This is a genomic window from Streptomyces sp. NPDC046831 (assembly GCF_040645305.1).
Lineage (GTDB): Bacteria > Actinomycetota > Actinomycetes > Streptomycetales > Streptomycetaceae > Streptomyces.
On sequence record NZ_JBEYXZ010000005.1, the window covers coordinates 103,192 to 128,586 of the forward strand.

The window sequence follows — 25,395 nt, forward strand, 5'->3', positions numbered from 1 at the left end:
GGCGGGCGCCTCGACACGATCCGCCCCGGTCTGCCAGCCTCCCGTCATGACCGACACCCCGCGCCTGCCCGACGGCTACGACCTCACCACCGACCCCCGCCGGATCGACCGGGACCGCGTCCACCACTGGCTCGCCACGGACGCGTACTGGGCTGTCGGACGGCTCCGCGAGAAGCAGGACCGGGCCCTCGACGGCTCGCTCAACTTCGGTGTCCACGACGCCGCCTCGGGGGAGCAGGTCGCGTACGCCCGCGTGGTGACCGACCGGGCGACCTTCGCGTGGCTGTGCGACGTCTACGTCGACCCCTCCGTGCGCGGCAAGGGGATCGGAACGGCGCTGGTGGCCGCCGTGTGCGAGCATCTGCGGCAGTACGGCCTGCGCCGGGTGGCGCTCGCCACCCACGACGCGCACGGCCTCTACGAGAAGTGCGGTTTCCGGCCACTGGAGCGGCCCGGTGAGTGGATGGCGCTCGTCCTCGAGTGACGTGTCCGGCACTTCCTGACTTGTGAGCGCGGTTTCACGCTCCGTGGGTAAAGCCCCGGCCGCACGTCTTGACCCGCCCCCTGGGGCGTTTCACCATCACCGCATGGCACTGCGGGTCATGTTCGTCGCCGCCGCGCGCAGTTCCCCGCTGCTCGCCGAGCGCTTCCAGGACGACCGGCCGCTGGACCAGGCCGGGTGGGACGCGGTGGAGCGCGTCGCGCACGAGCTGCTGCCGCTGGCGGCCGCCGAGCTGCGCTACTGCTCGCCGACCCCGCGCAGCCGCGCCACCGGGGACGCCCTCGGCTACGCCCCGCTCGCCCAGCTCGCCCTCCGCGACTGCGACATGGGCCGCTGGCGCGGGCTGACGCTCGGCGAGGCGATGGCCCGCGAGCCGGAGGCGGTGGACGCCTGGCTCGCCGACCCGCGCGCCACGCCCCACGGCGGGGAGCCGCTGCTGTCCTTCATCACCCGGGTCGGCAACTGGCTGGACACCCGGCCGGTCGACGACGGCGACCGCGTCGTCGCGGTGGCCGAGCCCTCGGTGATCCGGGCCGCCCTGGTGTACGTCCTCAAGGCGCCGCCCTCGACGTACTGGAACATCGACGTCCGCCCCCTGTCGACGACCACCGTCACCGGCCGCGCCGGCCACTGGAACCTCCGGCTGGAGGGGGCGCGGGCTCAGCCCTCCCGGGCGTAGTCCGTCGTCAGCACGAGGTCCTTGGCCGGGCCGCGCACGCGCCACACCGTCCGCCAGTGGTCCCGGTCCCGCACGGTGAACTCGCCGCGGTAGAGGTCGGCCGCGCAAGGGTGGTCGGCGACGTGCCGGCCGGACCGCAGATCGAGGTCGTGGAAGGGGCGCCCGTCCGCGAACCGCACGTCCGCCGTCCCGGGCGGGTCGGCGCGCAGGAAGAGCAGGGTGCGCTCGGCGGGCCGGGGCACGCCGCGCCAGACGAAGGTGCCGGACTCCCGGTGCAGCAGGCCGTCCGGCGGGCCGGGCGGGTCCTGGGGCCGGCCGGCCCGCGGATCGCGGGGCGTACCGGCCGGCGGGTCGTCCGGCGCGTCCTCGGGGAAGTCCGCCGGCAGGTGCCGCGGCACGCGGCCGGCCGGCAGCGGGCCGAAGACGGTCGTCCCGGTGAACCGCCCCTCGCCGCCGGTCGCCAGATCCCGCACCGTCCGCTCCACCCGCCAGGTCCCGGCCAGATGGGCCAGCACGTCGCTCACTGGCCAGAAGTCGTCGTCCATGTGGTCCGCTCTCCGTCCCCACCGGTTCCCGCACGCCCCTTCGACGTGTTCTCGGCCCCCTCCCGTCCTTCCCATCCTGCCGTTCGCGGCGCCGGCCGCGGCGGCCGGCCGTGGTACATCCCGGACGCGTGTGAGGAGAGCCGCACAACGGCCCCGCCGGACACCCGCGCCCTCCGGGGCGGGGGCCGCCGGCGAGCGCCGCGCGAAGCGCCGTCCCACCGTGCCGTGCGTGCGCCGAGGGACGGCGGCGGCCGCCCCCCGTCCGTGGCGTCGGGGCACCCGGCTGTGTCACGATCGTCCCCGCCGTCACGGCTCCGGCCGCGCCCGGACGGATCGCTCCGGGGCGGCGGGAGCGGACCGGCCGGGTCCACGACGGGGCCGGAGGGCGACCGCGCTCCCGCGGTGACGGCGGCGACAGGCGACGAACGGAAGGACGGCCGCGCACCCGCGCGGCACGACGGAGGAACTCACTCCTTGGCACCCACAGCACCCGGCCGCGCGACCGTTCGGCAGATCGTCACCTTCGCCATGGTCGGCGTCGTCAACACCCTGGCCTACTACGCCCTTTACCTGCTGTTCCTCACGCGTCTGCCCTATCTCGCCGCACACGCCCTGGCGTTCTTCCTCAGCATGATCGGCTCCTTCTTCCTGAACGCGCGGTTCACCTACCGGACCCGCCCGACCTGGCGGAAGTTCCTGCTCTTCCCGCTGACGAACGTCACCAACTTCCTCGTCACCACGGTGGGCGTCTACGTCGTCGTCGACGTGCTGCACGCGGGGAACCGCTTCGCCCCGCTGCTGGCCTCGGCGGCCGCGATCCCGGTGACCTTCGTCGTGTCCCGCATGATCATGCTGCCGGGGACGCGGAGCGCCACCTGACCCCGCCCGCCGCGCCGCACGGGCGTGCGCGGCGGCCGGCCCCGCGCAGGGGCGCTCCGGGCCTGGCCCGATGCCGCCGTTGGCGTCACCCGTGGGGGCTCTTCCGGTGATTGCCGCACGCCTGGCGCAGGGCCCGCGGGCCGTCGCGGGTACGCCGTCCCTGCAGACGGCGGCCCGCGATCCACGAGGAGATCAGCCATGTACGCAGTGGTCCGGCGGTACGAAGGGGTGACCGACCCGGCCGAGGCGGGACGCCAGGTGGAGGAGGGCTTCCTGCCGATCCTCCAGCAGGTGGAGGGCTTCGTGGCCTACTACTGGGTCGACGCCGGGAACGGGGTGATGCTCTCGACGAGTGTCTTCCAGGACCGGTCCGGCGCCGAGCGGTCGACCGAGAGCGCGGCCGACTTCGTCCGGGACCGCCTCGCCTCCCTCCTCCCCAACCCGCCCCAGATCACGGCCGGCGAGGTCGTGGCGCATTCGTAGCGACTCCCGCGACCGGCCGGGCCGCGACAGCGCACCCGGCCGGTCGCCCGTCCGCGGGCCCACGGGACGGTCGGACGCGCCGCGCGCCGTTCCCCCGCACACGGACTCCCGCGCTCCCCGGGGCTGTCCGGCCGCGCGCTCCGGACCGGCCCCGTCCCGTCCTCCCCGGCACGCCGGCCGCGCACCGCTTCCGCGGACCGGACGGACCGGACGGACCGGACGCACAGGACGGAGTGGGCGACGTGCCCTTCGCTCAGCCGGCCGCCGGCGGTGATCCCGGGTCCCCCGGGTCGTCCCCGACGGCCGCGCGCGGCTCCGCGGCGCCGCTGGTGGCCGTGTGCGCCGGGTACTTCATGGTCATCCTGGACGTCACGATCATCAACGTCGCGGTGCCCGTGGTGGGACGGGAACTGCCGGCCTCCCTCACCGGCATCCAGTGGATCACCGACGGCTACACCCTGGTCCTCGCCGGGTTCCTGATGACCGGTGGCGCGCTGGGCGACCGGCTGGGCAACCGGCGCGTCTTCTGTTCGGGCGTGGTGGTGTTCACCGTCGTCTCCGCCGCGTGCGCCCTCGCGCCCAGTGCCGCCTTCCTGGTCGCGGCCCGGCTGGTGGAGGGGCTCGGCGCGGCGCTGATCGTGCCGGGCTCGCTCGCCCTGCTCCAGGAGGCCTACCCGGTGCCGGCGGCGCGCTCGCGCGCGTTCGGGCTGTGGGGGTCGATGGCGGGCGTCGCGGCCTCGGCCGGGCCGCTGCTGGGCGGGCTGCTGGTGTCCACGGTGGGCTGGCGGTGGGTCTTCCTCATCAACCTGCCCGTCGGCGTGGCCTGCCTAATGCTGACCTCGCGGTACGTGGCGCCCTCGCCGCGGCACGCCGGCCGGGCCCTGGACTGGCCGGCGCAGTGCGCCGTGGTGGCGGCGGTGGCCCTGCTGACCGCCGCGCTGAACGAGGCCGGACGACGCGGCTGGTCCGATCCCGCCGTTCTCGCCGGCCTGGGCCTGACCGCGCCGGCCGTCGCGGCGTTCCTGACACGCGAGCGGTTCGCCCGGTCGCCCGCCCTCCCGCTGCGCCTGCTGCGCGCCCGCGCGACGAGCGGCGCCGCGGTCATCGGGCTGCTGTTCAACTTCGGCTTCTACGGCATGGTGTTCACCGCCAGCCTGGACTTCCAGCACCAGCGCGGCTTCAGCGCACTGGAGACCGGGCTGGCGCTGTTCCCGGCGGTGGCGATGACCACGTTCGCGTCCGTCCTGTCCGGGCGGCTGACCCGCCGCACGGGCGATCGCCCGCTGGTGACGTCCGGCATGCTCCTGGGCGCCCTCGGGCTGGCCGGCTGGGCCGCCGCGGGACCGGACGCCCCCTATCCGCTGCTGGTGGCGCCGATGATGGCCGCCGGGTTCGGCACGTCCTTCGCGCTCACCGGCTCGACGGCCACCGTGATGGGAGCCGCGCCCCCGGCGTACTCGGGAGCCGCCTCCGCCCTGTTCAACACCACCCGCCAGATCGGCAGTGCCACCGGCGTGGCACTCGGCGGCAGCCTGCTGGCCACCGGCACCGGCACCGGCTACGGCGCGGGACTGCGCACCAGCATGGCCGTCGGGGCCCTCGCCTACCTGACCGCCGCGGCCCTCGCCTGGTGGTGCGTGCCCGGCCGGGCGGACGCGGGCGGCCGGTGACCGGGACGGCCCTACCGCCGCCCCGTTCCCGGCCGGTTCCGGTACGGGACGGAGTGCCCTCCGCAGCGGATCTGCCCGGGGCCTCCCGGAGCGGGACAGGTGCGCGGCGGCCGGCCGCCGCGTGCCGGTCGTCGGGCGGCCGAGCGCTCCGGCCGGCCCGGCCGGAGCGCTCGGGGGGCCGCTGGGCCACGCGGTCGGCAGGGGCGGCGTAGGGCCCGTGCCGCTCAGCGGGTGGCGAGGAGTTCGAGCGTGTCGATCACGCGGTTCGAGAAGCCCCACTCGTTGTCGTACCAGGCGACCACCTTGACGTGACGGCCGTCCACGCGGGTGAGGGCCGAGTCGAAGACCGACGACGCCGGATTGCCCGTGATGTCGGACGACACGAGCGGGTCCTCCGAGTACTCGAGGATGCCGGCGAGCGGCCCCTCCGCCGCGGCGCGGTACGCCGCGAGCACCTCGTCGCGCGTCACGTCGCGGGTGACGGTCGTGTTGAGCTCGACGATCGAGCCCACCGGGACCGGCACACGGATCGAGTCGCCCGACAGCTTGCCGTCGAGGTTCGGCAGCACCAGGCCGATCGCCTTGGCGGCGCCCGTGGTGGTCGGCACGATGTTGACGGCGGCGGCCCGGGCGCGGCGGGCGTCGCGGTGCGGACCGTCCTGCAGGTTCTGCTCCTGCGTGTAGGCGTGCACCGTCGTCATGAAGCCGTGCTCGATGCCGGCGAGGTCGTCGAGCACCGCCGCCAGCGGTGCCAGGGCGTTGGTCGTGCACGAGGCGTTGGAGACGATCGTGTGCGCGCCCGGCTCGTAGGCGTCCGTGTTGACACCGTACGCGAGCGTGACATCCGCGCCCTGCGACGGTGCACTGACCAGCACCTTCTTCGCGCCCGCGTCGAGGTGGGCGCGGGCGGCCCCGGCCGAGGTGAAGCGGCCGGTCGCCTCCAGGACGATGTCCACGCCGAGTTCGCCCCACGGCAGCTGCGCCGGCTCGCGCTCGGCGAGGACCGTGATGCGGCGTCCGTCGACGACGAGGGCGTCCCCGTCCACGGTCACCGGGCGGCCGAGCCGGCCGGCCGTCGTGTCGTAGGCGAGCAGCCGCGCGAGGGTGGCGGGCTCCGTGAGGTCGTTGACCGCGACGACCTCCAGGCCGCTGTCACGTTCCAGCAGTGCCCGCAGCACATTGCGTCCGATGCGGCCGAATCCGTTGATGGCGATGCGCGTCATGAATGGTGTCCCTTCGGTTCGCCGTCAATCTCCCGCGCCGCGTCCGCCCCCGACAGTGGCGTGATCGCCAGGGTTCGCAAGGATCGCGCCAGGGGCGGTGGGCGGTGGGCTACTCGCCCCGGGTGAAGGTGCGCCGGTACTCGCTCGGTGTCGTGCCGAGGATGCGGTGGAAGTGCAGGCGCAGGTTGGCGCCGGAGCCCAGACCGACGTCGGCGGCGATCTGCTCGACGTGCCGCTCCGACCGTTCGAGCAGCTCACGGGCCAGGTCGACGCGGGCGCGCATGACCCACTCCATCGGCGTGTATCCCGTGTCCTCGACGAAGCGCCGCGAGAAGGTGCGCGGCGACACCGCGGCGTGCCGGGCGAGGAGTTCGAGAGTGAGGTGCTCGCCCAGCCGGTGCAGCGCCCACTCCCGGGTGGCGGCGAACCGCTCACCGAGCGGCTCCGGCACGCTGCGCGGCACGTACTGCGCCTGACCGCCGCTGCGGTAGGGCGCCGCGACCAGACGCCGGGCCGCGTGGTTCGACGCGGCCACTCCCAGGTCGCCGCGCAGGATGTGCAGGCACAGGTCGATGCCCGACGCCGCGCCGGCCGACGTCAGCACGCTGCCCTCGTCGACGAACAGGACGTTCTCGTCGACCCGGACGAGCGGGTGCTTCGCCGCGAGCGCCCGCGCGTAGTGCCAGTGCGTCGTGGCGCGCCTGCCGTCGAGCAGGCCCGTGGCGGCGAGCGCGAAGGCGCCCGTGGAGATGGCGGCGAGCCGCGCGCCCCGGCCGTGGGCGGCGATCAGTGCCTCGACGACGGCCCGCGGCGGGTCCTCGCGGTCCGGGAACCGGTAGCCGGGGACGAAGACCACGTCGGCCCACGCGAGCGCGTCCAGGCCGTGGGCGACGGAGTACGACAGGCCGTCGCCGCCGGTGACGAGACCGGGCGCGGCCCCGCACACCCGCACCTCGTACGGCATGCTCGCGCGGGTCGTGAAGACCTGCGCGGGAATGCCGACGTCGAGCGGCTTCGCACCTTCGAGCACGAGGACGGCGACGCGGTGCAGGCGGGAGGCGGACACGGGCAAGAGGTTACGTGGGGCGTGACGTCGATACGCCCCCTGCGCGGACCGGGCGGAGGGCACCGGCCGGAGTCCGCCCCGTCGCCGTCCATCGCCCGTCCCGCTCCCGCCCACCTCCACCGCGCCGGGCGAAGCGCGATCAGGAAGCCCGGTGCCTGCGAGCCGATCGCGTGCATTGCATAAACGTGCAGCGCGACGTATAGTCATGCCATCGAGAGGAGGGTCCATGACGGTACGCGTGGCGGTCGCCGGAGCGAGTGGATACGCGGGCGGTGAAGTCCTGCGCCTGCTCCTGGCGCACCCGGAGGCCGAGATCGGCACGCTGACGGGCAACTCCAACGCCGGACAGCGGCTCGGCGCGCTGCAGCCGCACCTGCTGCCCCTGGCGGACCGCGTGCTGGAGCGGACCACCCCCGAGGCGCTCGCCGGGCACGACGTGGTCTTCCTCGCCCTGCCGCACGGCCGGTCCGCCGCCGTCGCCGAGCAGCTCGGCCCGGACGTCCTCGTCATCGACATGGGCGCCGACTTCCGGCTGCGGGACCCGGCCGACTGGGAGCGGTTCTACGGCTCCCCGCACGCCGGCACCTGGCCCTACGGCCTGCCCGAACTGCCGGGCGGCCGCGCCGCGCTGGAGGGGGCGCGGCGCATCGCGGTGCCCGGCTGCTACCCGACGGCCGCCTCCCTCGCGCTCGTCCCCGCCTACGCCGCCGGGATCGCCGAGCCCGAGGCCGTGATCGTCGCCGCCTCCGGCACGTCCGGCGCCGGCAAGGCGCCCAAGCCGCACCTGCTCGGCAGCGAGGTGATGGGGTCGATGTCCCCCTACGGCGTCGGCGGCGTCCACCGGCACACCCCCGAGATGGTCCAGAACCTCAGCGCGGCCGCCGGGGAGCGCGTCACGGTCTCCTTCACGCCCACCCTGGCGCCCATGCCCCGCGGGATCCTCGCCACCTGCAGCGCGAAGGCGAAGCCGGGCGTCACCGCGGAGGCCGTGCGCGCCGCCTACGAGAAGGCCTACGCCGACGAGCCCTTCGTCCATCTCCTCCCCGAGGGGCAGTGGCCGGCCACCGCGTCCGTCCACGGTTCCAACGCGGTCCTCGTCCAGGTCGTCCACGACGAGGCAGCGCACCGCATCGTCGCGGTCAGCGCCATCGACAACCTCACCAAGGGCACCGCCGGCGGCGCCGTGCAGAGCATGAACATCGCCCTCGGGCTCGACGAGGGCACCGGGCTCCCCGCGACCGGGGTCGCACCGTGAGCCCGGGGCGCCCGCCGGCTCCGGCCGGGGGAGCGCGCGCGGCCACCGGGCCGCGGGCGACCGGGGAACCCGCCCAGGCCGGCACGGCACTGGGGAAGACAGCCGCACCGCCGCGCCGCGCGGGCGGAGAAGCGAACAGGGAGATGCAGTGAGCGTCACGGCAGCGAAGGGATTCACGGCGGCGGGCATCGCCGCCGGGATCAAGGAGAACGGCAACCCGGACCTGGCCCTCGTGGTCAACACCGGGCCGCGCCGCGCCGCCGCGGGCGTCTTCACCTCCAACCGCGTCAAGGCCGCGCCGGTGCTGTGGTCCGAGCAGGTGGTGAAGACCGGCCGGCTGTCGGCCGTCGTCCTCAACTCCGGCGGCGCCAACGCCTGCACCGGCCCCCAGGGCTTCCAGGACACCCACGTCACCGCCGAGAAGGCCGCCGAGGTCCTGGGCGTCGGCGCGATCGAGGTCGCCGTCTGCTCCACCGGGCTCATCGGCGTGCCGCTGCCGATGGACAAGCTGCTCCCGGGCGTCGAGCAGGCCGCGGCCCAGCTCTCCGAGCACGGCGGCGAGAAGGCCGCCATCGCCATCAAGACCACCGACACCGTCCACAAGACATCCGTGGTGACCAAGGACGGCTGGACCGTCGGCGGCATGGCCAAGGGCGCCGGCATGCTGGCGCCGGGCCTCGCCACCATGCTCGTCGTCCTCACCACGGACGCCGACGTCGACAGCGGGACGCTGGACGCCGCCCTGCGCGCGGCCACGAAGGTCACCTTCGACCGCGTCGACTCCGACGGCTGCATGTCCACCAACGACACCGTCCTGCTGCTGGCCTCCGGCGCCGCCGGCGTCACCCCCGCCCAGGCGGAGTTCGCCGAGGCCGTGCGCGCCGTCTGCGACGACCTCGGGCAGCAGCTGATCCGGGACGCCGAGGGCGCCAGCAAGGACATCAGGGTCGAGGTGATCAACGCGGCGACCGAGGAGGACGCCGTCGAGGTCGCGCGCTCCGTCGCCCGCAACAACCTCCTCAAGTGCGCCATCCACGGCGAGGACCCCAACTGGGGCCGTGTGCTGTCGGCGATCGGCACCACCCGGGCCGCCTTCGAGCCCGACCAGCTGAACGTCGCCATCAACGGCGTCTGGGTGTGCAAGAACGGCGCGGTCGGGGAGGACCGCGCACTCGTCGACATGCGCTACCGGCAGGTGCACATCGTCGCCGACCTCGCCGCGGGCACCGAGACGGCCACCGTCTGGACCAACGACCTCACCGCGGACTACGTCCACGAGAACAGCGCCTACTCCTCATGAGCGACAGCAGCACGGGCACGACCCGTAAGCACACCGCCCTTCCCAAGGCCCGCATCCTCATCGAGGCGCTGCCCTGGCTGACCCGCCACCACGGCAAGACCGTCGTCATCAAGTTCGGCGGCAACGCCATGGTGGACGAGGAGCTGAAGGCCGCCTTCGCCCAGGACGTGGTGTTCCTGCGGCACGCCGGCCTCAAGCCGGTCGTCGTGCACGGCGGAGGCCCCCAGATCAGCGCCGCACTCGACCGGCACGGCATCGTCAGCGAGTTCAAGGCGGGACTGCGCGTCACCACCGAGGACGCCATGGACGTCGTACGGATGGTGCTGGCCGGGCAGGTGCAGCGGGAGCTGGTCGGACTGCTCAACCGGCACGGACCGCTGGCCGTCGGCCTGACCGGTGAGGACGCGCACACCATCACCGCCACCAAGCACACGCCCGAGATCGACGGCGAAAGCGTCGACATCGGGCGGGTGGGCGAGATCACCGAGATCGACACGGGCGCGATCGAGGCCCTGCTCGCCGACGGCCGCATCCCGGTCGTCTCCTCGATCGCCCGGAGCAAGGACGACGGGGATGCGGGACATGTCTACAACGTCAATGCTGATACGGCGGCTGCGGCACTCGCTGCGGCACTGGGCGCCGAAACCCTCATGGTCCTCACGGACGTCGAGGGACTCTACGAGGACTGGCCGCACAGCGACGAGGTGATCAGCCGCCTCACCGCCTCCCAGCTGGAGAAACTCCTGCCGGAGCTGTCCTCGGGCATGGTGCCGAAGATGGAGGGCTGCCTGCACGCCGTGCGGGGCGGCGTCCGCACCGCCCGCGTCATCGACGGCCGGGTCCAGCACGCCATCCTGCTGGAGATCTTCACCGACGAGGGCATCGGCACCATGGTCGTGCCCGACGAGACCGCTCAGGGGAGCGAGGGGGGCGCGGCATGACGGACAACCAGGAGCTGATCCGGCGCTGGCAGGGCGCGCTCATGGACAACTACGGCACCCCGCGGCTGCCCCTGGTGCGCGGTGAGGGCACCCGGCTGTGGGACGCCGACGGCCATCAGTACCTCGACTTCGTCGGCGGCATCGCCGTCAACGCCCTCGGGCACGCCCACCCGGCCGTCGTCGAGGCCGTCAGCCGGCAGATCGCCACCCTGGGCCACGTCTCCAACCTGTTCGTCGCCGAACCGCCCGTCGCCCTCGCCGAACGGCTGCTCCAGCTCTTCGGCCGGGACGGCAGGGTCTACTTCTGCAACTCCGGCGCCGAGGCCAACGAGGGCGCCTTCAAGATCGGCCGGCTGACCGGCCGGCGGCACATGGTCGCCACCCGGGGCGGTTTCCACGGCCGCACCATGGGCGCCCTCGCGCTCACCGGGCAGCCCGGCAAGCAGGAGCCGTTCGCGCCACTGCCCGGCGACGTCACCCACGTCCCCTACGGCGACGCGCAGGCGCTGGCCGCCGCCGTCACCGACGAGACCGCCCTCGTCGTCATCGAGCCGATCCAGGGCGAGAACGGCGTCGTGGTGCCCCCGGCCGGCTATCTGAAGGCGGCCCGGGCGATCACGGCGGCCACCGGCGCGCTGCTGGTCCTCGACGAGGTGCAGACCGGGGTCGGCCGGACCGGCCACTGGTTCGCCTACCAGGCCCACGAGGGCGTCCTGCCCGACGTCGTCACCCTCGCCAAGGGCCTCGGCGGCGGACTGCCGCTCGGAGCCACCGTCGCCTTCGGCCGGGCCGCCGAGCTGCTGCGGCCCGGGCAGCACGGCACCACCTTCGGCGGCAACCCGGTCGCCTGCGCCGCCGGTCTCGCCGTCCTCGACACCCTCGCGGACGAGGGACTGCTGGAGAACGTCAAACGGCAGGGCGAGCGGCTGCGGGTGGGCATCGAGGGCACCGGCGGCAGCCCGCGCCATCCGTTGATCGACCGAGTCCGGGGCGCCGGACTGCTCCTCGGTATCGTGCTCACCGGGCCGCTCGCGCCGATGGTGCAGCAGGCGGCCCAGGACGCCGGCTTCCTCGTGAACGCGCCCGCCCCCGACGTCGTACGGCTGATGCCACCGCTGAACCTCGGCGACGACGAGGTGGACGCCTTCCTCGAGGCGCTGCCCGGCATCCTGGACGTGGCCGAAGGGGACGGACGATCCGGAGAATGAGACGACGATGAGTCAGGCGCAGGACCACGGGAACGGAGCCGGCGGACCCGCCGTGCCGCAGACCCGCACCGCACGCCACCGCCGGATCGTGGACATCCTCAACCGGCAACCGGTCCGCTCGCAGAGCCAGTTGGCGAAACTGCTCGCCGACGACGGGCTGAGCGTCACGCAGGCGACGCTGTCCCGGGACCTGGACGAGCTGAACGCGGTGAAGATCCGCAACAACGACGGCGACCTCATCTACGCGGTGCCGAGCGAGGGCGGTTTCCGCACCCCGCGGGCGCCGCTCGGGGAGTCGGCCAAGGAGGAGCGGATGCGGCGGCTGTCGCAGGAGCTCCTCATCTCCGCGGAGGCCTCCGCGAACCTCGTCGTCCTGCGCACCCCGCCGGGGGCCGCCCAGTTCCTGGCCTCGGCGATCGACCAGGCCGAGCTGCACGACATCCTGGGCACGATCGCCGGCGACGACACGGTGCTGCTGATCAGCCGGAACCCCACCGGGGGGCAGGCGCTGGCGGACCACCTGCTGCGGCTCGCGCAGAACGGGCACTGACCCGGCTGCGGGCCCGGCCGCGTCGGCGGAGACTGGGGATGTGCCCTTCCGCAGCGGCCGGGCAATCCCCCGGCGGGGCCGGACCGTACATGGGGATGTGTCCAGTCTCCGGTTCCCCGTGGGCCGTCTCCCGGACGAGGCTCTGCTGTCCGGGCTGGCCACCGGTGACCCGGAACTCGCCGTCACCTTCGTACGCAGGTTCCAGCACACGGTGTTCGGCGTCGCCATCGCCGTCACCGGGGATCCGCAGCTCGCCGAGGACATCGCCCAGCAGACGTTCGAGCGTGCGTGGCGTCATGCGCAGATCTACGACTCGCGGCGCGGTTCGGTGACGACCTGGCTGACGACCATCGCCCACAATCTCGCCATCGACGCGGTCCGCGCCCGGCGGACGGACCCGGTGGCGCCCGAGGACCTCGACGCGCTGCTCGGTGTCGTCACCGAGACCCCCGAGCAGTGGGTGCTGGAGGACGAGGCCTCGTCCCGGTTGCGGGCCGCGGTGGCGCGGCTGCCGAAGGAGCAGGCCCGTGCCCTGGTGATGGCGGGCATCTACGGGATGACGGCCCAGCAGATCGCGGACTGGGAGAAGATCCCGCTGGGCACCGCCAAGACGCGGATCAGGTCGGCCATGGGAAAGCTCAGGACCACACTCGCGGCTCCGAAGCGAGGCGACCATGCCCAGTGACCCGACCTGCGAGAAGCTGCGGGAGATCGGCGCCGAACTGGCGCTGGGCGTGCTGTCCGGCCGCCGGCGGGCCGAGGCGCTCTCCCACCTGGACCGGTGCGCGGAGTGCCGGGAGTACGTCGAGCACCTCACCCTCGTCGGCGACCGGCTGATCGGCCTGCTGCCGGCCAGCGAGCCGCCGCTGGGGTTCGAGACCCGGGTGGCGCGCAGGCTGACCCGGGCCGCGCCGGCGAACGAGGGCCGCCCGCGCGCACGTGTCTCCGGCTTCGCGCGGGGCCTTCGCGGCAGCGCCCGCCGGGCCAGGCTGCGGGCCGCGTCGGCGGTGGCCGGCCTCGCCCTCGCCGTCGGGTTCGCCGGCTGGGGGATCGGCACCGCCATCGAGGAGGCCACCACCTCGCCTCCGCCGGCCGCCGAGTCGACGCTGCTCACCGGAGAGCTGACCTCGGCCAAGGATCCCGCACGGCAGGCCGGCGAGATCTACGCCGACCCCGGGTGGCCCGGCTGGATCTGGATGTCCGTGGACCTGGCCGCCGCCGGCACCCCGTACAGCGGCAGGGTCTCCTGCGTCCTGGAGCACGCGGACGGCACGACCGTCCCGCTCGGCTCGTTCGACCTGCGCGGCGGCCGGGGCGACTGGGTCACGCGGGCCGCCGTCGACCCCGCGAAGCTCACCGGCGCCCGCCTGACCGCCTCCGACGGCACCGTCCTCGCCACCACCCGCTTCGAGACCGGCCCGCACCAGTGAACGGCCGGCACGGGGGGACGGCTGGCACGGAGGGACGGCCGGCACGAGGAGACGGCCGGCACGAGGAGACGGCCGGCACGAGGGAACGGCCGGCACGAGGGAACGGCCCGCGCCAGTGGCCGGGCGCCCGGGAGCGGCGCGTCAAGGACGGGCGGTGCGGCGCCGCGGGCCGGGCAGCGCCGCGTCGACGGCGGCGGCCAGTTCGGTCAGCGCGGGCCGGGACGACGGATCGGCGCTGAGCGAGCCGTCGATGGCGGCCGCGAGGGCACGGGGCAGGCGCCGCCGGGAGCCGATCGGCGGGGCGGGCCCCTCCAGTTGGGGGTACCGGTCCTCCCGGCCGCCCGTGGTGCCGCCGCCGTACGCCCGGTCCGCGGACCCGCCGTCGCCCGGCCCGTCCGCCCGGTCCGCGAGCCCGCCCGCGCCGGGCCCGTCCGCCCGGCTCGGGAGCCCGTCGGCAGGCCCGTCCGCGTGGTCCGCGGACCCGCCGTCGCCCGGCCCGTCCGCCCGGCTCGGGAGCGCGCCCGCGCCGGGTCCGTCCGCCCGGTCCGGGAACCCCCCGCCGCCCGGCCCGTCCCCCCGGTCCGGCGTCCGCCCGTCGTGAGGCCCGGCTGCCTCGCCGGGATCCGCCCGGTCGAAGGGCGCCTCACCGCAGGCGGCCTCGTACAGGGTGACGCCGATGCCCCACACGTCGGCGGCGGCCGACAGCGGCCCGCCGCGCGCCTGCTCCGGGGAGAGGTAGCGCACCGTGCCCACCCCGGCGGGCGCGGGCCCCGGGGGCCGCGCCACGCTCAGGTCCAGCACCTTCGCGCGACCGCAGTCCACGACCACGTTGGACGGCTTGAGGTCCAGGTGCAGCAGACCCTGGCCGTGCAGGTAGTGCATCGCCGAACACAGTTGCACGCCGAGCAGCGCCACGTCGGCCGCGGCGGGCCGGCGCGGCAGGCGGTGGAGCAGGTGGGAGAGCGTCTCGCCGGTCAGCGTCTCCAGCACGACGAGCGGCTCGGGCGAGGTGAACGTCTCGTAGGCGCGGACCAGGTGCGGGTGGGTGAAGGCCTGTAGCCACCGGCCCTCGCACAGCAGCCGCTCGCGCAGCCGCCGCTCGTCCCGGCGGTCGGGACGCACGACCTTGATCACGCACCGGCAGTCCCGTTCCTCGCTCCAGGCGTCGTAGACGTCGAGCCAGCCGGTGCGCGTCAGATGCGCCAGGATCTCGTAACCCGGGACCGGTCTCGTGCCCGGCGCCAGGGGCGGGGCCGCCCGGGCGGTGCCGGCGCTCATGACAGCATCGTCCCCGGCGGTGGCGCGGTCCTGGACGGGGCGGGACCCGTCAGGGTGTGCAGCCGGTGCAGCCGGGCGTACACCCCGCCGTGCCGGATCAGCTCGTCGTGGGTGCCGTGCTCGACCGTGCGGCCGTGGTCGAGCACCACGATGCGCGTCGCGTCCCGGACGGTCAGCAGGTTGTGGGAGATGACGACGGTGGTCCGCCCGGCCATGAGCCGGCGCAGCGGGTCCATGATCCGCCGGCCGGACCGCACGTCGAGCCCGGTGGTCGGTTCGTCCAGCAGCAGCACGGGCGCGTCCCGGATCATCGCGCGGGCGATCGCCAGGCGCTGGCGCTGTCCGCCGGAGAGCGTCCGGCCGTGCTGGCCCACCATCGTGTCGTACCCCTCCGGCAGCAGCTCGATGAACTCGTGCGCGTCCGCGGCGCGCGCCGCCGCGACGATCTCCGCGTCGGTGGCCCCGGGCCGGCCGTAGGCGATGTTGTCCCGCACGGTGCCGTGGAAGACGAGCGTCTCCTGCAGGACCACCGCCACGTTGTCCCGCACGTCGGACAGCCGGAGGTCGCGCAGGTCAATTCCGTCGAGGCGGACCGCGCCGCGGTCGGGGTCGTAGAAGCGCAGCTGGAGCTTCGCCACGGTCGACTTGCCGGCCCCGCTGGCTCCGACGAGCGCCAGCGTCTCCCCGGGCGACACGTGGAAGGACACGTCCGACAGCGCCCAGCGGGAGGTGTCGGGATAGCGGAAGGAGACGCCGGCGAACTCCACGTCGCCCCGCACCCGGCCCAGGGGACGGGCGCCGGCGGCCTCGGCGACCTGCGGCCGCTGGTCCAGCAGCTCGATGATGCGTTCGGCCGAGGCGGACGCCGCGTAGAAGGTGGTGCCCAGGCGGGACAGGCCGCGGACCGGGCTGTAGAGCTTGCCGATCAGCGCGAGGAAGACCAGCAGCCCGCCGAGGGTGAGCTGTCCCTGGGCCAGCTTCCAGGTGCCCAGCCCCATGACCGCGAGGGCGCCGGACACCTCGATGACCTCCACCACGGATCCGTAGACGGCGCGGATGCGGGCCGCGGCCATCGCCGCCCGGAACCTGCCGACGTTCTCCCGTTCGAACCGGCGCTCCTCCCAGTCCTGCCGGTTGTAGGCCTGGACCAGGGCGGCGTTGCCCAGCGACTCCTCGGCGATCGCGCTGATCGAGCCGCTGCGGCGCCTGCGTTCGCGCGAGGCCTGTTTCGTCAGCCGCGAGAAGTGCCGGGCGGAGCTCCAGAACAGCGGCACGATGACGAGGGCGAGGAGGGTCAGGTCCCACTGCAGGGAGAACAGCAGGGCGAGGAAGACACCCAGGCGGATCACGTAGTAGAGGGCGTCCGCCACCCCCGACAGCAGGAACGTCTCGACCGCGTCGACGTCGCCCGTCACCCGCGACAGCACGTCCCCGAGCCGCCGGCGCTCGAAGAACCCGAGCGACAGCCCCTGGACGTGCCGGAACACGTCGGAGCGGAGGGCGAGCAGGAAGCGTTCGCCGACCCAGGTGGACGTCACGTCGTCGGCGAACCCCAGGACGCCCGAGCCGACGATGAGCCCGAGATAGGCCGGCGCGATCCACACCAGCGGCCCCAGGTCGCGGGGCACGAGCACGTCGTCCACCACGATCTTGAACAGCCAGATCTCCGCGGCGTCGATGGCGGGGCCGATCAGGCTGAAGAGGACGACCGGGACGAACCAGCGGCGGCCGCCGCGGGTGTAGGGCCAGAACCGCCGGAACACCTCGCGCGGGGCCACCGGGGGTGCGGCCGCGACCACGGCGTCGGACGTCTCGCCCACCGACAGCAGCCGCCGCAGGAGCTGCGCCATGGCATGCGTTCCTCGGGGAGGTGGAGGGGAGGGGAGCCAGGAGGTGAGCGGACCGGGTCCCCCGGCCTCCGGTCCGCTCGGCCCCGTGTGCGGTGTCAGTAGCCGCCGTGGCCGTGGTGGTCGCTGTGGCCGTGGCGCCCGCTGCGGTCGCGGTGGTGGCCGTGCCCGTGACGGTGCCCGTGCCTCGACGTGTCGTCGCTGCTCGACCGGTCCTTCCCGTGGTCCCGGTGTTTGGCGGGCAGCAGACTGCTGAAGATGGCCATCGCGTTCCTCCTGAGAGCTCCGGAGATGGACTGCACAGGGGATACGTCTCAGGGGCGCGGCGGGATGGCCCTGTGGGATAAAGGCGGGAAATGTGCCCTTTTGGGGTTTCCGGGGTCCGTGGGGCCTCAGCCCAGTCGCGCCGCCAGGCCCCCGGTGCAGCGGACCTCGTCGTCCGTCGTGATCAGCAGGGCCTCCACGTCGGGCAGGGACTCCAGCCAGGCCAGGCCCTCCCGCGAGCCCCGCGCGAACGCGGCCGTCGCCCAGCAGTCCGCCCACGTCAGCGACGGGGCCACCACCGTCACGGCCACCAGGTCGCTCACCGCCGCCCGTCCGGTGCGCGGATCCACGATGTGCGCACCCCGCTCGGCCGTCCCGGAGGTGGCGACCGCCAGCTCCTCGGCGCCGGCCGCGGAGACCACCGCCGCCAGCCCGCCCGGACGCAGCGGATCCGACACCCCGACGCGCCACGGCCGCCCCGGCTCGGGCGCGCCGAGCAGCTGCACGTCCCCGCCGCCGTTGACGCTGACCCCGTCCGGCCCCGCCGCGGCGATCCGCTGGGCGGCCCTCTCGGCCGCCCAGCCCTTGACGATCCCGGTCGGGTCCAGCCGCCCGCCGTAGCGCAGGCTGAACCAGCCCTCGCTGACCCGCTCGGCCTCGGCGCCGAGGCGGAGCACCTCGCCGACGTCCGGATCGCACTCCCCGACGGTGAGCTCCTCCCGCAGCAGCCGGGAGATCTGGCTGTCGTCGCGGTAGGTGCTGAACACCTCGTCGACGCGGTGCAGGCCGGCGACCGCGTCCCGGAGCGCGGCCCGCACCGCGTCCGGTTCCCCGCCGCGGACGTCGAAGGAGAAGACCGTCCCCATGACCTCCTCCGCGTGCCGCACCGCGGCGGGAGCCTCCGCCGGCCCGGTCACGGCCTCAGCCACCGGCCTGGTCCAGGGCCGACTGCAGGGACTGCCGGTAGCCGCCGCTGGTGTACGTCGCCCCGGAGACCGCGTCGATGTCCGCGCTGCCGGCCGCCACCGCCGCCGCGTTGAGCCTCGGCACGGCCTCGGCCGTCTTCTGGCCGCTGAGCCCGCCCTCCGGCGCCTGCACGGCCTCCGCCTTGGTGATCTTCCCGTCGACCACGGTGATACGGACCTGCACCGGCCCGTACTGGGTCCCCGCGGCCTTCCCGGTGACGGTCCGGGCCTGCGCCGCACCGGACGACCCCGAGCCCGTCGACGACGACCCGGTGGAGCCCGGGCCGGTGGGGGCGGACGGGGAGCCGCCGTCGGCCGGCGAGGAGGAGCCGTCCGCCTTCACCTGGTCCAGGGCCGACTGCAGGGACTGCCGGTAGCCGCCGCTGGTGTACGTCGCCCCGGAGACCGCGTCGATGCGCGCGCTCTGCGCGGCGACCGCCGCCGCGTTCAGCTTCGGCACCGCCTGGGCGGTCTTCTGTCCGCTCAGCCCGCCCTTGGGCGCCTGCACGGCCTCCGCCTGGACGATCCTCCCGTCGGCGACCGTCAGGCGGACCTGGACCGGCCCGTACTGGGTCTGGGCCACGCTTCCGGTGACCGTGCTGGTCCCGGCGGCCCGGGCGCCGCCCTGGGGCGACTCCTGCGCCGCCGCGCTCTGCGGCGGTGCCGCACCGCCCGCCGCCGACGCGGCGGCCGGGTCGGACGCCGGCTTCAGCGACAAAAGCAGCACGATGCCGGACACGGTGGCGGCACCGGCCAGCACGGCACGGCGGATGGGGTGGCTCTTCCTCATCGCTCCTGAGCTCCTGATTTCCCGTGAGTCCCGTCGTAGGACGCGTGAGCCGGTGGCACTCACATCTCGAACGACTCGTGATGGATGCGGCGGGCGGGAACCCCCGCGCCGCGCAGCGCTTCGTACACCGACTGCGCGAAGCCGGGCGGCCCGCACAGGAAGACGTCGTGGCGCTCGATGTCGGGGATCTTCCGCTGCAGCGACTCGGCGGAGATGTCGGGACGCTCCCCGTCCGGGCTGTTGACCGCGTACATCAGCCGGGCGCCGCGCTCGTCGGCGATCTTCGCCAGCTCGTCCCACAGCGCGAGGTCCTGGGTGCTGTTGGCCCGGTACAGCAGCGTGATGTCGCCGGCCGCGCCGGGCAGCGTCTCGAACAGCGCCCGCATCGGGGTGATGCCCACACCGCCCGCGACCAGCAGGACCTTGCCGCGGCTGCGCCGGGACGCGGTCAGCGCACCGTACGGTCCCTCCGCCCACACCCGGGTGCCGGGCGTCAGCTCGCGCAGCCGGGAACTGTGGTCGCCGATCGCCTTCACCGTGATCCGCAGCATCTCGGGACGGGGCGCCGCCGACAGCGAGTACGGGTGGGAACTGAACCGCATGCCCGGCGCCAGGAACCGCCAGCGGAAGAACTGCCCGGCCTCCGCGCCCATCCGGTGCAGCCGCCTCCCGCCGATCAGCACGGACACGATCCCCGGGGTCTCCTCGACGACCGCCTCGACCCGCATCCGGTGCCGCAGGTTGAGCCGGACCGGGGTGAGGACGCGGTACCAGAGCAGCAGCGCCGTCACCGCGCCGTACAGGCCGTACCAGAAGGTCTTGGCGGCCGGCTCGACGGCGAAGTCGTTGCCGGTGGTGATCTGGTGCCAGAACGTCAGGAACACCGCCGCGTACGTCAGCAGGTGCACGTGGTACCAGGTGTCGTACGGCATCCGGCGGCGCACCGGCCCGGCGGAGACCAGGCCGATGACCACCAGCAGCGCCGTGCCGACGGCCGCCTTGCCCATGTCCGGCAGCTGCTGGACCGAGTCGACGGTCTGCTGGACGATCCCGCCGAGCGATGAGCCCGCCTGGAGGGCGTAGCCCCACATGGTGAGGAACACGTGCGCGAGGACCAGGCAGAGCGTGTAGCGGCCGGTCATGGCGTGCCAGCGGGCGACCCGGTCGGAGCCCACCCGGCGTTCCAGGGCGGGCACGCGCGCCATCTGCAGCACGACCAGGGCCATCAGGTAGCCGGCGAGCAGGCCGGTGATCCGGCCCGCGTTGAGGATCCTGCCGCCGGTGTCGGCGATGGACGGGGTGTTCGTCCACCACAGCCACAGGACGCCCGCCGCGCCCGCCCAGACGGCGAGCAGCAGCGGGACGGCGGGGGAGCGGCGCGGCTGGATGCGGCGCATCGTCTGGCGCCGGGCGGCGCGGCCTCCTGCGAGCGTGGTGGTCACGGTTCCTCCGTGGACGGGGGCAAGGGGGGTGGCGTGATCCCTTGGCCCTGGAATACGTGCCACGGCGCCCGTGCGTTCAGAGTCCCGCCGAGTCCGGCGCGGACTGGAGTGACTGGCGGTAACCATCGCCCGTGTACGTGGCTCCCCACGCGGTGTCGATCCCGGCGCTCTGCGCGTCGGGGACCTCCCGCCGCAGCCGGGGGACGCCGTAGCCGTTGATCTCCTGGTCGCGCGGGTTCTCCTGCGGACAGGTCATCGCGGTGACAGCTGGGCCCCCGGGCCACCCGCCCGCGCGGACACCCGGACGTTCCGGCCCCACCGCGGCCGCGCCGGCCGGCGCTTCCTCGGGGCGGCCGCGGCTGCCTGGCGCCTCATCGGGTGAGGCCGCAGGCGGCCGGCGGGCCCGGCCCCCGCGGATACGGACGAGCGGTCGCGCCCGTTCACCCCGGGCACTGTCGGCCGGATCCCCGGCGTCGCGGGGGACGGCACGTTGCGGCCGGAAGGCACCGCACCCGGCAGCCGGTCCGGTCCGGTCCGCACGGCAGGTTCGAACGGCACAGCCTCGGCGCTCCCGATGAGATTGACGAACCATGCAGAGTTCTGCATACTCATGCATATCAGCGAATGCACTGTGAGGAGAAACCCGTGACCGAGCGCGTCGTACTCGCCTACTCGGGCGGTCTGGACACCTCCGTCGCCATCGGCTGGATCGCCGAGGAGACGGGCGCCGAGGTCATCGCCGTTGCGGTCGACGTCGGCCAGGGCGGCGAGGACCTGGACGTCATCCGCAAGCGCGCGCTCGCCTGCGGTGCCGTCGAGGCCGAGGTCGCCGACGCCAAGGACGAGTTCGCCGACGAGTACTGCCTCCCGGCGATCAAGGCCAACGCCCTGTACATGGACCGCTACCCGCTGGTCTCCGCCCTGTCCCGGCCTGCGATCGTCAAGCACCTCGTCGCCGCCGCGCAGAAGCACGGCGCCACCACGGTCGCCCACGGCTGCACCGGCAAGGGAAACGACCAGGTCCGCTTCGAGGCCGGCATCGTCGCCCTCGCCCCCGGCCTGAAGTGCATCGCGCCGGTCCGCGACTACGCGATGACCCGCGACAAGGCCATCGCGTTCTGCGAGGAGAAGAACCTCCCGATCGCGACCACCAAGAAGTCCCCGTACTCCATCGACCAGAACGTCTTCGGCCGCGCCGTGGAGACCGGCTTCCTCGAGGACATCTGGAACGCCCCGATCGAGGACATCTACGAGTACACCCAGAACCCGGCGCTCTCGCGCGAGCCCGACGAGGTGGTCATCACTTTCAAGGAGGGCGTCCCGGTCGCCATCGACGGCAGGCCCGTCACCGTCCTGCAGGCCGTCCAGCAGCTCAACGAGCGCGCCGGCGCCCAGGGCATCGGCCGGATCGACATGGTCGAGGACCGGCTGGTCGGCATCAAGTCCCGCGAGGTGTACGAGGCCCCGGGTGCGATCGCGCTGATCACCGCCCACCAGGAGCTGGAGAACGTCACCGTCGAGCGCGAACTGGCCCGCTACAAGCGGCAGGTCGAGCAGCGCTGGGGCGAACTGGTCTACGACGGCCAGTGGTTCTCCCCGCTCAAGCGCGCCCTGGACGGTTTCATCAACGAGGCCAACCAGCACGTCTCCGGCGACATCCGGATGACCCTGCACGGCGGCCGCGCCGTCGTCACCGGCCGGCGCTCGCAGGAGTCGCTGTACGACTTCAACCTCGCGACGTACGACACCGGCGACACGTTCGACCAGTCCGCCGCCAAGGGCTTCATCGACATCTACAGCCTGTCCTCGAAGATCGCCGCGAAGCGCGACCTGCAGGGCTAGAACTGCGAACCACCCGGCACGGGGCCTCGCGTGCCGTGCCGGGCCGTCTCACCCCGCATCAGCCTGACGACCGCCTCCTCACCCGCCGTGAGGAGGCGGTGGCACATCCACCCCCCTTCCCGAGGAGCGCAGCAAGTGAGCAGCAACAGCGGTGACGTCCGGCTCTGGGGCGGCCGGTTCGCCGACGGTCCCGCCGAGGCCCTGGCGAAGCTGTCCGCGTCCGTCCACTTCGACTGGCGGCTCGCGCCCTACGACATCGCCGGTTCGCGGGCCCACGCGCGTGTGCTGCGCAAGGCGGGGCTGCTCACGGACGACGAGCTGACCCGCATGCTGGCGGGGCTCGACCAGCTGGAGGCGGACGTCGCCTCCGGCGCCTTCACCGGCACCCTCGCCGACGAGGACGTGCACACCGCCCTCGAGCGCGGCCTGCTGGAGCGCCTCGGCCCGGACCTCGGCGGCAAGCTGCGCGCGGGCCGGTCCCGCAACGACCAGGTCGCCACCCTCTTCCGGATGTACCTGCGCGACCACGCCCGCATCATCGGCGGGCTGATCGCCGAGCTCCAGGACGCGCTGATCGGCCTCGCGGAGGCCCACCCGGACGTGGCGATGCCCGGCCGCACCCACCTCCAGCACGCCCAGCCGGTGCTGTTCGCCCACCACGTCCTCGCCCATGTGCAGTCCCTGTCCCGGGACGCCGAGCGGCTGCGGCAGTGGGACGAGCGGACGGCGGTGTCCCCGTACGGCTCGGGCGCCCTGGCGGGCAGCAGCCTCGGCCTGGACCCGGAGGCGGTGGCCGCGGACCTCGGCTTCGAGCACGGCAGCGCCGCCAACTCCATCGACGGCACCGCCTCGCGGGACTTCGTCGCCGAGTTCGCCTTCGTCACCGCGATGATCGGCGTGAACCTCTCCCGGATCGCCGAGGAGATCATCATCTGGAACACGAAGGAGTTCTCCTTCGTGACCCTGCACGACGCCTTCTCCACGGGCTCGTCGATCATGCCGCAGAAGAAGAACCCGGACATCGCCGAACTGGCGCGCGGCAAGTCCGGCCGCCTGATCGGCAACCTGACCGGCCTGCTGGCCACCCTGAAGGCCCTCCCGCTCGCCTACAACCGCGACCTGCAGGAGGACAAGGAGCCCGTCTTCGACTCCTGCGACCAGCTGGAGGTCCTGCTGCCGGCCTTCACCGGCATGATCGCCACGCTCACCGTCCACCGCGAGCGCATGGAGGAGCTGGCGCCGGCAGGCTTCTCGCTCGCCACCGACATCGCGGAGTGGCTGGTCAAGCAGGGCGTGCCGTTCCGCGTCGCGCACGAGGTCGCCGGCGAGTGCGTCAAGACCGCCGAGGCCGACGGCAAGGAGCTCGACGAGCTGACCGACGAGCAGTTCGCCGAGATCAGCGCACACCTGACCCCCGAGGTGCGCGGCGTCCTCAACGTCCCCGGCGCCCTCGCCTCCCGCAACGGCCGCGGCGGCACGGCGCCGAGCGCGGTCGCCGTCCAGCTGGCCGAGGTGAAGTCGGACGTGGCGGCGCAGCACGCGTGGGCCACCGCCAAGCGGAAGAAGTGACGGCGCCTCCGGCCGCCCGGAGGGCCGGGGGTGCCGGGCCGGACGCCGGACTCCCGGTCCGTTGCGCGGGAACGGCGCCCGCAGGGCCGGATCGGCGGGCCGACGTCACCGCACCGGCCGGCGGCGGACCGGCCCCGGCCCTGCCGGGACTCCGGCTGGCCCCGGCCGCGCCGGCGGGCACCGGAGCGGTCACGGCGCCCCCGGCCGGCATCCACCGGTGCCACGGACCGGTGGACGGCTGCGAGGCCGCCCCGGCGCTGCGGGCCGCCCGCCGGCCCGCGGCCGTACCCCGTGCCGTGGCCTCGCGCTGCTGCTGCTCACCGGCACCTTTCTGACCTGGTGGGCACCGAGCGAGGCCCCGCGGGACCGGCCGGCCGGCGACGGCAGGCCCGCCTCCGTCGGCCCGTCCCGCCCGGGCGGCGCCGCCCCGTCCGCCGGGACCCCCACGGGATACCTTGGTCCCCATCCGTGAGGATCATCAGCCCGACCGGACGGAGCTCCCGATGTCCTTCGCACGACTCGCCTCGGCGACCACCGCCCCCTGCCACATCGGTCTGGGACTGGCCGCCGTCGGGCGCCCCGGGTACATCAACCTCGGCCGGGACCGGGACCTCCCGGCCGACCGCACGGTCGAGGCGCTGCGCACCCGCACCCACGAACTCCTCGACGCCGCCTACGCGCAGGGCGTCCGCTACGTCGACGCGGCCCGCTCCTACGGCCGCTCCGAGGAGTTCCTGGCCGACTGGCTGCGGGCCCGGCCGGACGCCTCCGACGTCGTCGTCGGCAGCAAGTGGGGCTACACCTACACCGCCGAGTGGCGCGCCGACGCCGTGCGGCACGAGGTCAAGGACCACGGCCTCGCCACCTACGAGCGGCAGCGCGCGGAGAGCGCCGCCCTGCTCGGCGGCCGGCTCGACCTGTACCAGATCCACTCGCTGACCCCGGACAGCCCCGCCCTCACCGACCGGGCACTGCACCACCGGCTCGCCGAGGCGGCGGCCGAGGGGCTGACGATCGGCTTCTCCACCAGCGGCCCGGCGCAGGCCGACGCCGTCCGCGCCGCGCTCGCCGTGACGGTCGACGGCCGGCCGCTGTTCCGCACCGTCCAGGCGACGTACAACGCCCTGGAGACCTCCGCCGGTCCCGCCCTCGCCGAGGCGCACGACGCCGGACTGACCGTGATCGTGAAGGAGGGCATGGCCAACGGGCGGCTCGCCGAGCCGTACGCGCCGGACGTCCTGAGGGCCGTGGCCCGCGAGGCCGGCGTCGGCTGCGACGCGGTCGCCCTCGCCCTGGTCCTGCGCCGGCCGTGGTCGGGCGTCGTCCTCTCCGGCGCGGCCACCACGGACCAGCTCGCGTCCAACCTGCACGCCGCGGCCGTCGGCCTCGACGAGGAGCAGCTGTCCCGCCTCGCCGGACTGGCCGAGGATCCGCGCGCCTACTGGGAGCGGCGCGGTCAGCTTCCCTGGCACTGAGCCGCGACCCCTCCGCAGCGGGGCCTGCTGAGGGAACAGAGACTCTGAGACGCCGCACGGGGAGCGCCACCGGGGCGCGGCACGGACCGCCGGCGGCTGACGCGGCGTCGGACGGGCCGGACAGAGGGCGGCCGGTGCCGCACGGGTGAAGGACCTGCGTCGGTGAAGGCCCTGCGGAGGCGGCCGGTGCCG

At 74.3% G+C, this 25,395-nt stretch carries 24 protein-coding genes and 1 pseudogene; 15 read left to right on the forward strand and 10 right to left on the reverse strand.

Translation table 11 applies throughout. From position 1 onward, the window contains the following. Positions 1 to 46: 46 nt before the first annotated feature. Positions 47 to 484, forward strand: coding sequence for a GNAT family N-acetyltransferase (locus ABZ920_RS06895; protein WP_361499583.1), 438 nt, complete (start codon positions 47 to 49; stop codon positions 482 to 484). A gap of 103 nt (positions 485 to 587) precedes the next feature. After that, a complete protein-coding gene (locus ABZ920_RS06900; protein WP_361499585.1) occupies positions 588 to 1,181 on the forward strand; it encodes a histidine phosphatase family protein in 594 nt (197 codons plus the stop codon). On the opposite strand, the gene ABZ920_RS06905 is transcribed toward ABZ920_RS06900, so the two are convergent. Next, positions 1,163 to 1,726: a DUF6314 family protein gene (locus ABZ920_RS06905; protein ID WP_361499587.1), complete on the reverse strand. Its 564-nt coding sequence runs from the start codon at positions 1,724 to 1,726 to the stop codon at positions 1,163 to 1,165. The genes ABZ920_RS06900 and ABZ920_RS06905 overlap by 19 nt on opposite strands. 528 nt (positions 1,727 to 2,254) lie before the next feature. Here ABZ920_RS06905 and ABZ920_RS06910 point away from each other — a divergent pair. The 3 genes from ABZ920_RS06910 (at position 2,255) to ABZ920_RS06920 (ending at position 4,758) form a co-directional block, all read left to right on the forward strand. Next, positions 2,255 to 2,605, forward strand: coding sequence for a GtrA family protein (locus tag ABZ920_RS06910; RefSeq protein ID WP_361499910.1), 351 nt, complete (start codon positions 2,255 to 2,257; stop codon positions 2,603 to 2,605). Between the two features lie 198 nt (positions 2,606 to 2,803). After that, positions 2,804 to 3,088, forward strand: coding sequence for a hypothetical protein (locus ABZ920_RS06915; RefSeq protein ID WP_361499589.1), 285 nt, complete (start codon positions 2,804 to 2,806; stop codon positions 3,086 to 3,088). A 242-nt stretch (positions 3,089 to 3,330) separates the two neighbouring features. Continuing rightward, entirely contained in the window at positions 3,331 to 4,758 is a 1,428-nt protein-coding gene (locus ABZ920_RS06920; RefSeq protein WP_361499591.1) for an MFS transporter, read from the forward strand. Between the two features lie 224 nt (positions 4,759 to 4,982). Here the strand turns inward: ABZ920_RS06920 and gap are convergent, their stop codons facing one another. Both gap and ABZ920_RS06930 read right to left on the reverse strand, forming a co-directional pair. Then, positions 4,983 to 5,981, reverse strand: coding sequence for a type I glyceraldehyde-3-phosphate dehydrogenase (gene gap / locus ABZ920_RS06925; protein WP_361499593.1), 999 nt, complete (start codon positions 5,979 to 5,981; stop codon positions 4,983 to 4,985). A gap of 109 nt (positions 5,982 to 6,090) precedes the next feature. After that, a complete protein-coding gene (locus ABZ920_RS06930; RefSeq protein WP_361499595.1) occupies positions 6,091 to 7,047 on the reverse strand; it encodes a helix-turn-helix domain-containing protein in 957 nt (318 codons plus the stop codon). Between the two features lie 226 nt (positions 7,048 to 7,273). On the opposite strand from ABZ920_RS06930, the gene argC reads away from it, so the two are divergent. The 7 genes from argC to ABZ920_RS06965 all read left to right on the forward strand — a co-directional run bounded on the left by argC (position 7,274) and on the right by ABZ920_RS06965 (position 13,731). Then, entirely contained in the window at positions 7,274 to 8,302 is a 1,029-nt protein-coding gene (gene argC / locus ABZ920_RS06935; protein WP_361499597.1) for an N-acetyl-gamma-glutamyl-phosphate reductase, read from the forward strand. Between the two features lie 148 nt (positions 8,303 to 8,450). After that, on the forward strand, positions 8,451 to 9,602 hold the full coding sequence (argJ, locus tag ABZ920_RS06940) for a bifunctional glutamate N-acetyltransferase/amino-acid acetyltransferase ArgJ (RefSeq protein WP_361499599.1): 1,152 nt from the start codon (positions 8,451 to 8,453) through the stop codon (positions 9,600 to 9,602). Further along, complete coding sequence (gene argB / locus ABZ920_RS06945) at positions 9,599 to 10,543, forward strand: acetylglutamate kinase (RefSeq protein ID WP_361499601.1); 945 nt, start codon at positions 9,599 to 9,601, stop codon at positions 10,541 to 10,543. The genes argJ and argB overlap by 4 nt, the downstream gene beginning before the upstream one ends. After that, positions 10,540 to 11,751, forward strand: a complete 1,212-nt coding sequence (locus tag ABZ920_RS06950) for an acetylornithine transaminase (RefSeq protein ID WP_361499603.1) — start codon at positions 10,540 to 10,542, stop codon at positions 11,749 to 11,751. Before argB ends, ABZ920_RS06950 begins: the two co-directional genes overlap by 4 nt. A gap of 7 nt (positions 11,752 to 11,758) precedes the next feature. Then, complete coding sequence (locus ABZ920_RS06955; RefSeq protein ID WP_361499605.1) at positions 11,759 to 12,301, forward strand: arginine repressor; 543 nt, start codon at positions 11,759 to 11,761, stop codon at positions 12,299 to 12,301. A gap of 97 nt (positions 12,302 to 12,398) precedes the next feature. Then, positions 12,399 to 12,986 (forward strand): RNA polymerase sigma factor, encoded by a 588-nt coding sequence (locus tag ABZ920_RS06960; protein WP_361499607.1) that lies wholly within the window; start codon positions 12,399 to 12,401, stop codon positions 12,984 to 12,986. Beyond that, a complete protein-coding gene (locus ABZ920_RS06965; protein ID WP_361499609.1) occupies positions 12,976 to 13,731 on the forward strand; it encodes a hypothetical protein in 756 nt (251 codons plus the stop codon). Before ABZ920_RS06960 ends, ABZ920_RS06965 begins: the two co-directional genes overlap by 11 nt. A gap of 141 nt (positions 13,732 to 13,872) precedes the next feature. Here ABZ920_RS06965 and ABZ920_RS06970 read toward each other — a convergent pair whose 3' ends face one another. From ABZ920_RS06970 to ABZ920_RS07000, 7 genes and pseudogenes are all read right to left on the reverse strand, one after another. After that, positions 13,873 to 15,009: a serine/threonine-protein kinase gene (locus ABZ920_RS06970; RefSeq protein WP_361499611.1), complete on the reverse strand. Its 1,137-nt coding sequence runs from the start codon at positions 15,007 to 15,009 to the stop codon at positions 13,873 to 13,875. Then, a complete protein-coding gene (locus tag ABZ920_RS06975) occupies positions 15,006 to 16,859 on the reverse strand; it encodes an ABC transporter ATP-binding protein (RefSeq protein WP_361499612.1) in 1,854 nt (617 codons plus the stop codon). Before ABZ920_RS06975 ends, ABZ920_RS06970 begins: the two co-directional genes overlap by 4 nt. Positions 16,860 to 16,954: 95 nt before the next feature. After that, a complete protein-coding gene (locus tag ABZ920_RS06980; RefSeq protein ID WP_361499614.1) occupies positions 16,955 to 17,122 on the reverse strand; it encodes a hypothetical protein in 168 nt (55 codons plus the stop codon). Positions 17,123 to 17,248: 126 nt separating this feature from the next. Continuing rightward, complete coding sequence (locus ABZ920_RS06985; protein ID WP_361499912.1) at positions 17,249 to 17,986, reverse strand: FAD:protein FMN transferase; 738 nt, start codon at positions 17,984 to 17,986, stop codon at positions 17,249 to 17,251. A gap of 55 nt (positions 17,987 to 18,041) precedes the next feature. Further along, the gene (locus tag ABZ920_RS06990; protein WP_361499616.1) at positions 18,042 to 18,875 is read right to left on the reverse strand and encodes an FMN-binding protein; all 834 of its coding nucleotides are present in this window, start codon (positions 18,873 to 18,875) and stop codon (positions 18,042 to 18,044) included. A gap of 59 nt (positions 18,876 to 18,934) precedes the next feature. After that, positions 18,935 to 20,317 (reverse strand): ferredoxin reductase family protein, encoded by a 1,383-nt coding sequence (locus ABZ920_RS06995; RefSeq protein ID WP_361499618.1) that lies wholly within the window; start codon positions 20,315 to 20,317, stop codon positions 18,935 to 18,937. A gap of 76 nt (positions 20,318 to 20,393) precedes the next feature. Next, a pseudogene (locus ABZ920_RS07000) lies at positions 20,394 to 20,582 on the reverse strand (FMN-binding protein); the annotation flags it as partial. A gap of 380 nt (positions 20,583 to 20,962) precedes the next feature. Here ABZ920_RS07000 and ABZ920_RS07005 point away from each other — a divergent pair. From ABZ920_RS07005 to ABZ920_RS07015, 3 genes are all read left to right on the forward strand, one after another. Continuing rightward, a complete protein-coding gene (locus ABZ920_RS07005; protein ID WP_361499620.1) occupies positions 20,963 to 22,159 on the forward strand; it encodes an argininosuccinate synthase in 1,197 nt (398 codons plus the stop codon). Between the two features lie 135 nt (positions 22,160 to 22,294). Beyond that, positions 22,295 to 23,728 carry an argininosuccinate lyase gene (argH, locus tag ABZ920_RS07010; RefSeq protein ID WP_361499622.1) on the forward strand — a complete coding sequence of 478 codons (1,434 nt, stop codon included), beginning with the start codon at positions 22,295 to 22,297 and terminating at the stop codon, positions 23,726 to 23,728. Positions 23,729 to 24,231: 503 nt separating this feature from the next. Next, positions 24,232 to 25,203: an aldo/keto reductase gene (locus ABZ920_RS07015; RefSeq protein ID WP_361499624.1), complete on the forward strand. Its 972-nt coding sequence runs from the start codon at positions 24,232 to 24,234 to the stop codon at positions 25,201 to 25,203. The last annotated feature ends 192 nt before the right edge of the window (positions 25,204 to 25,395 follow it).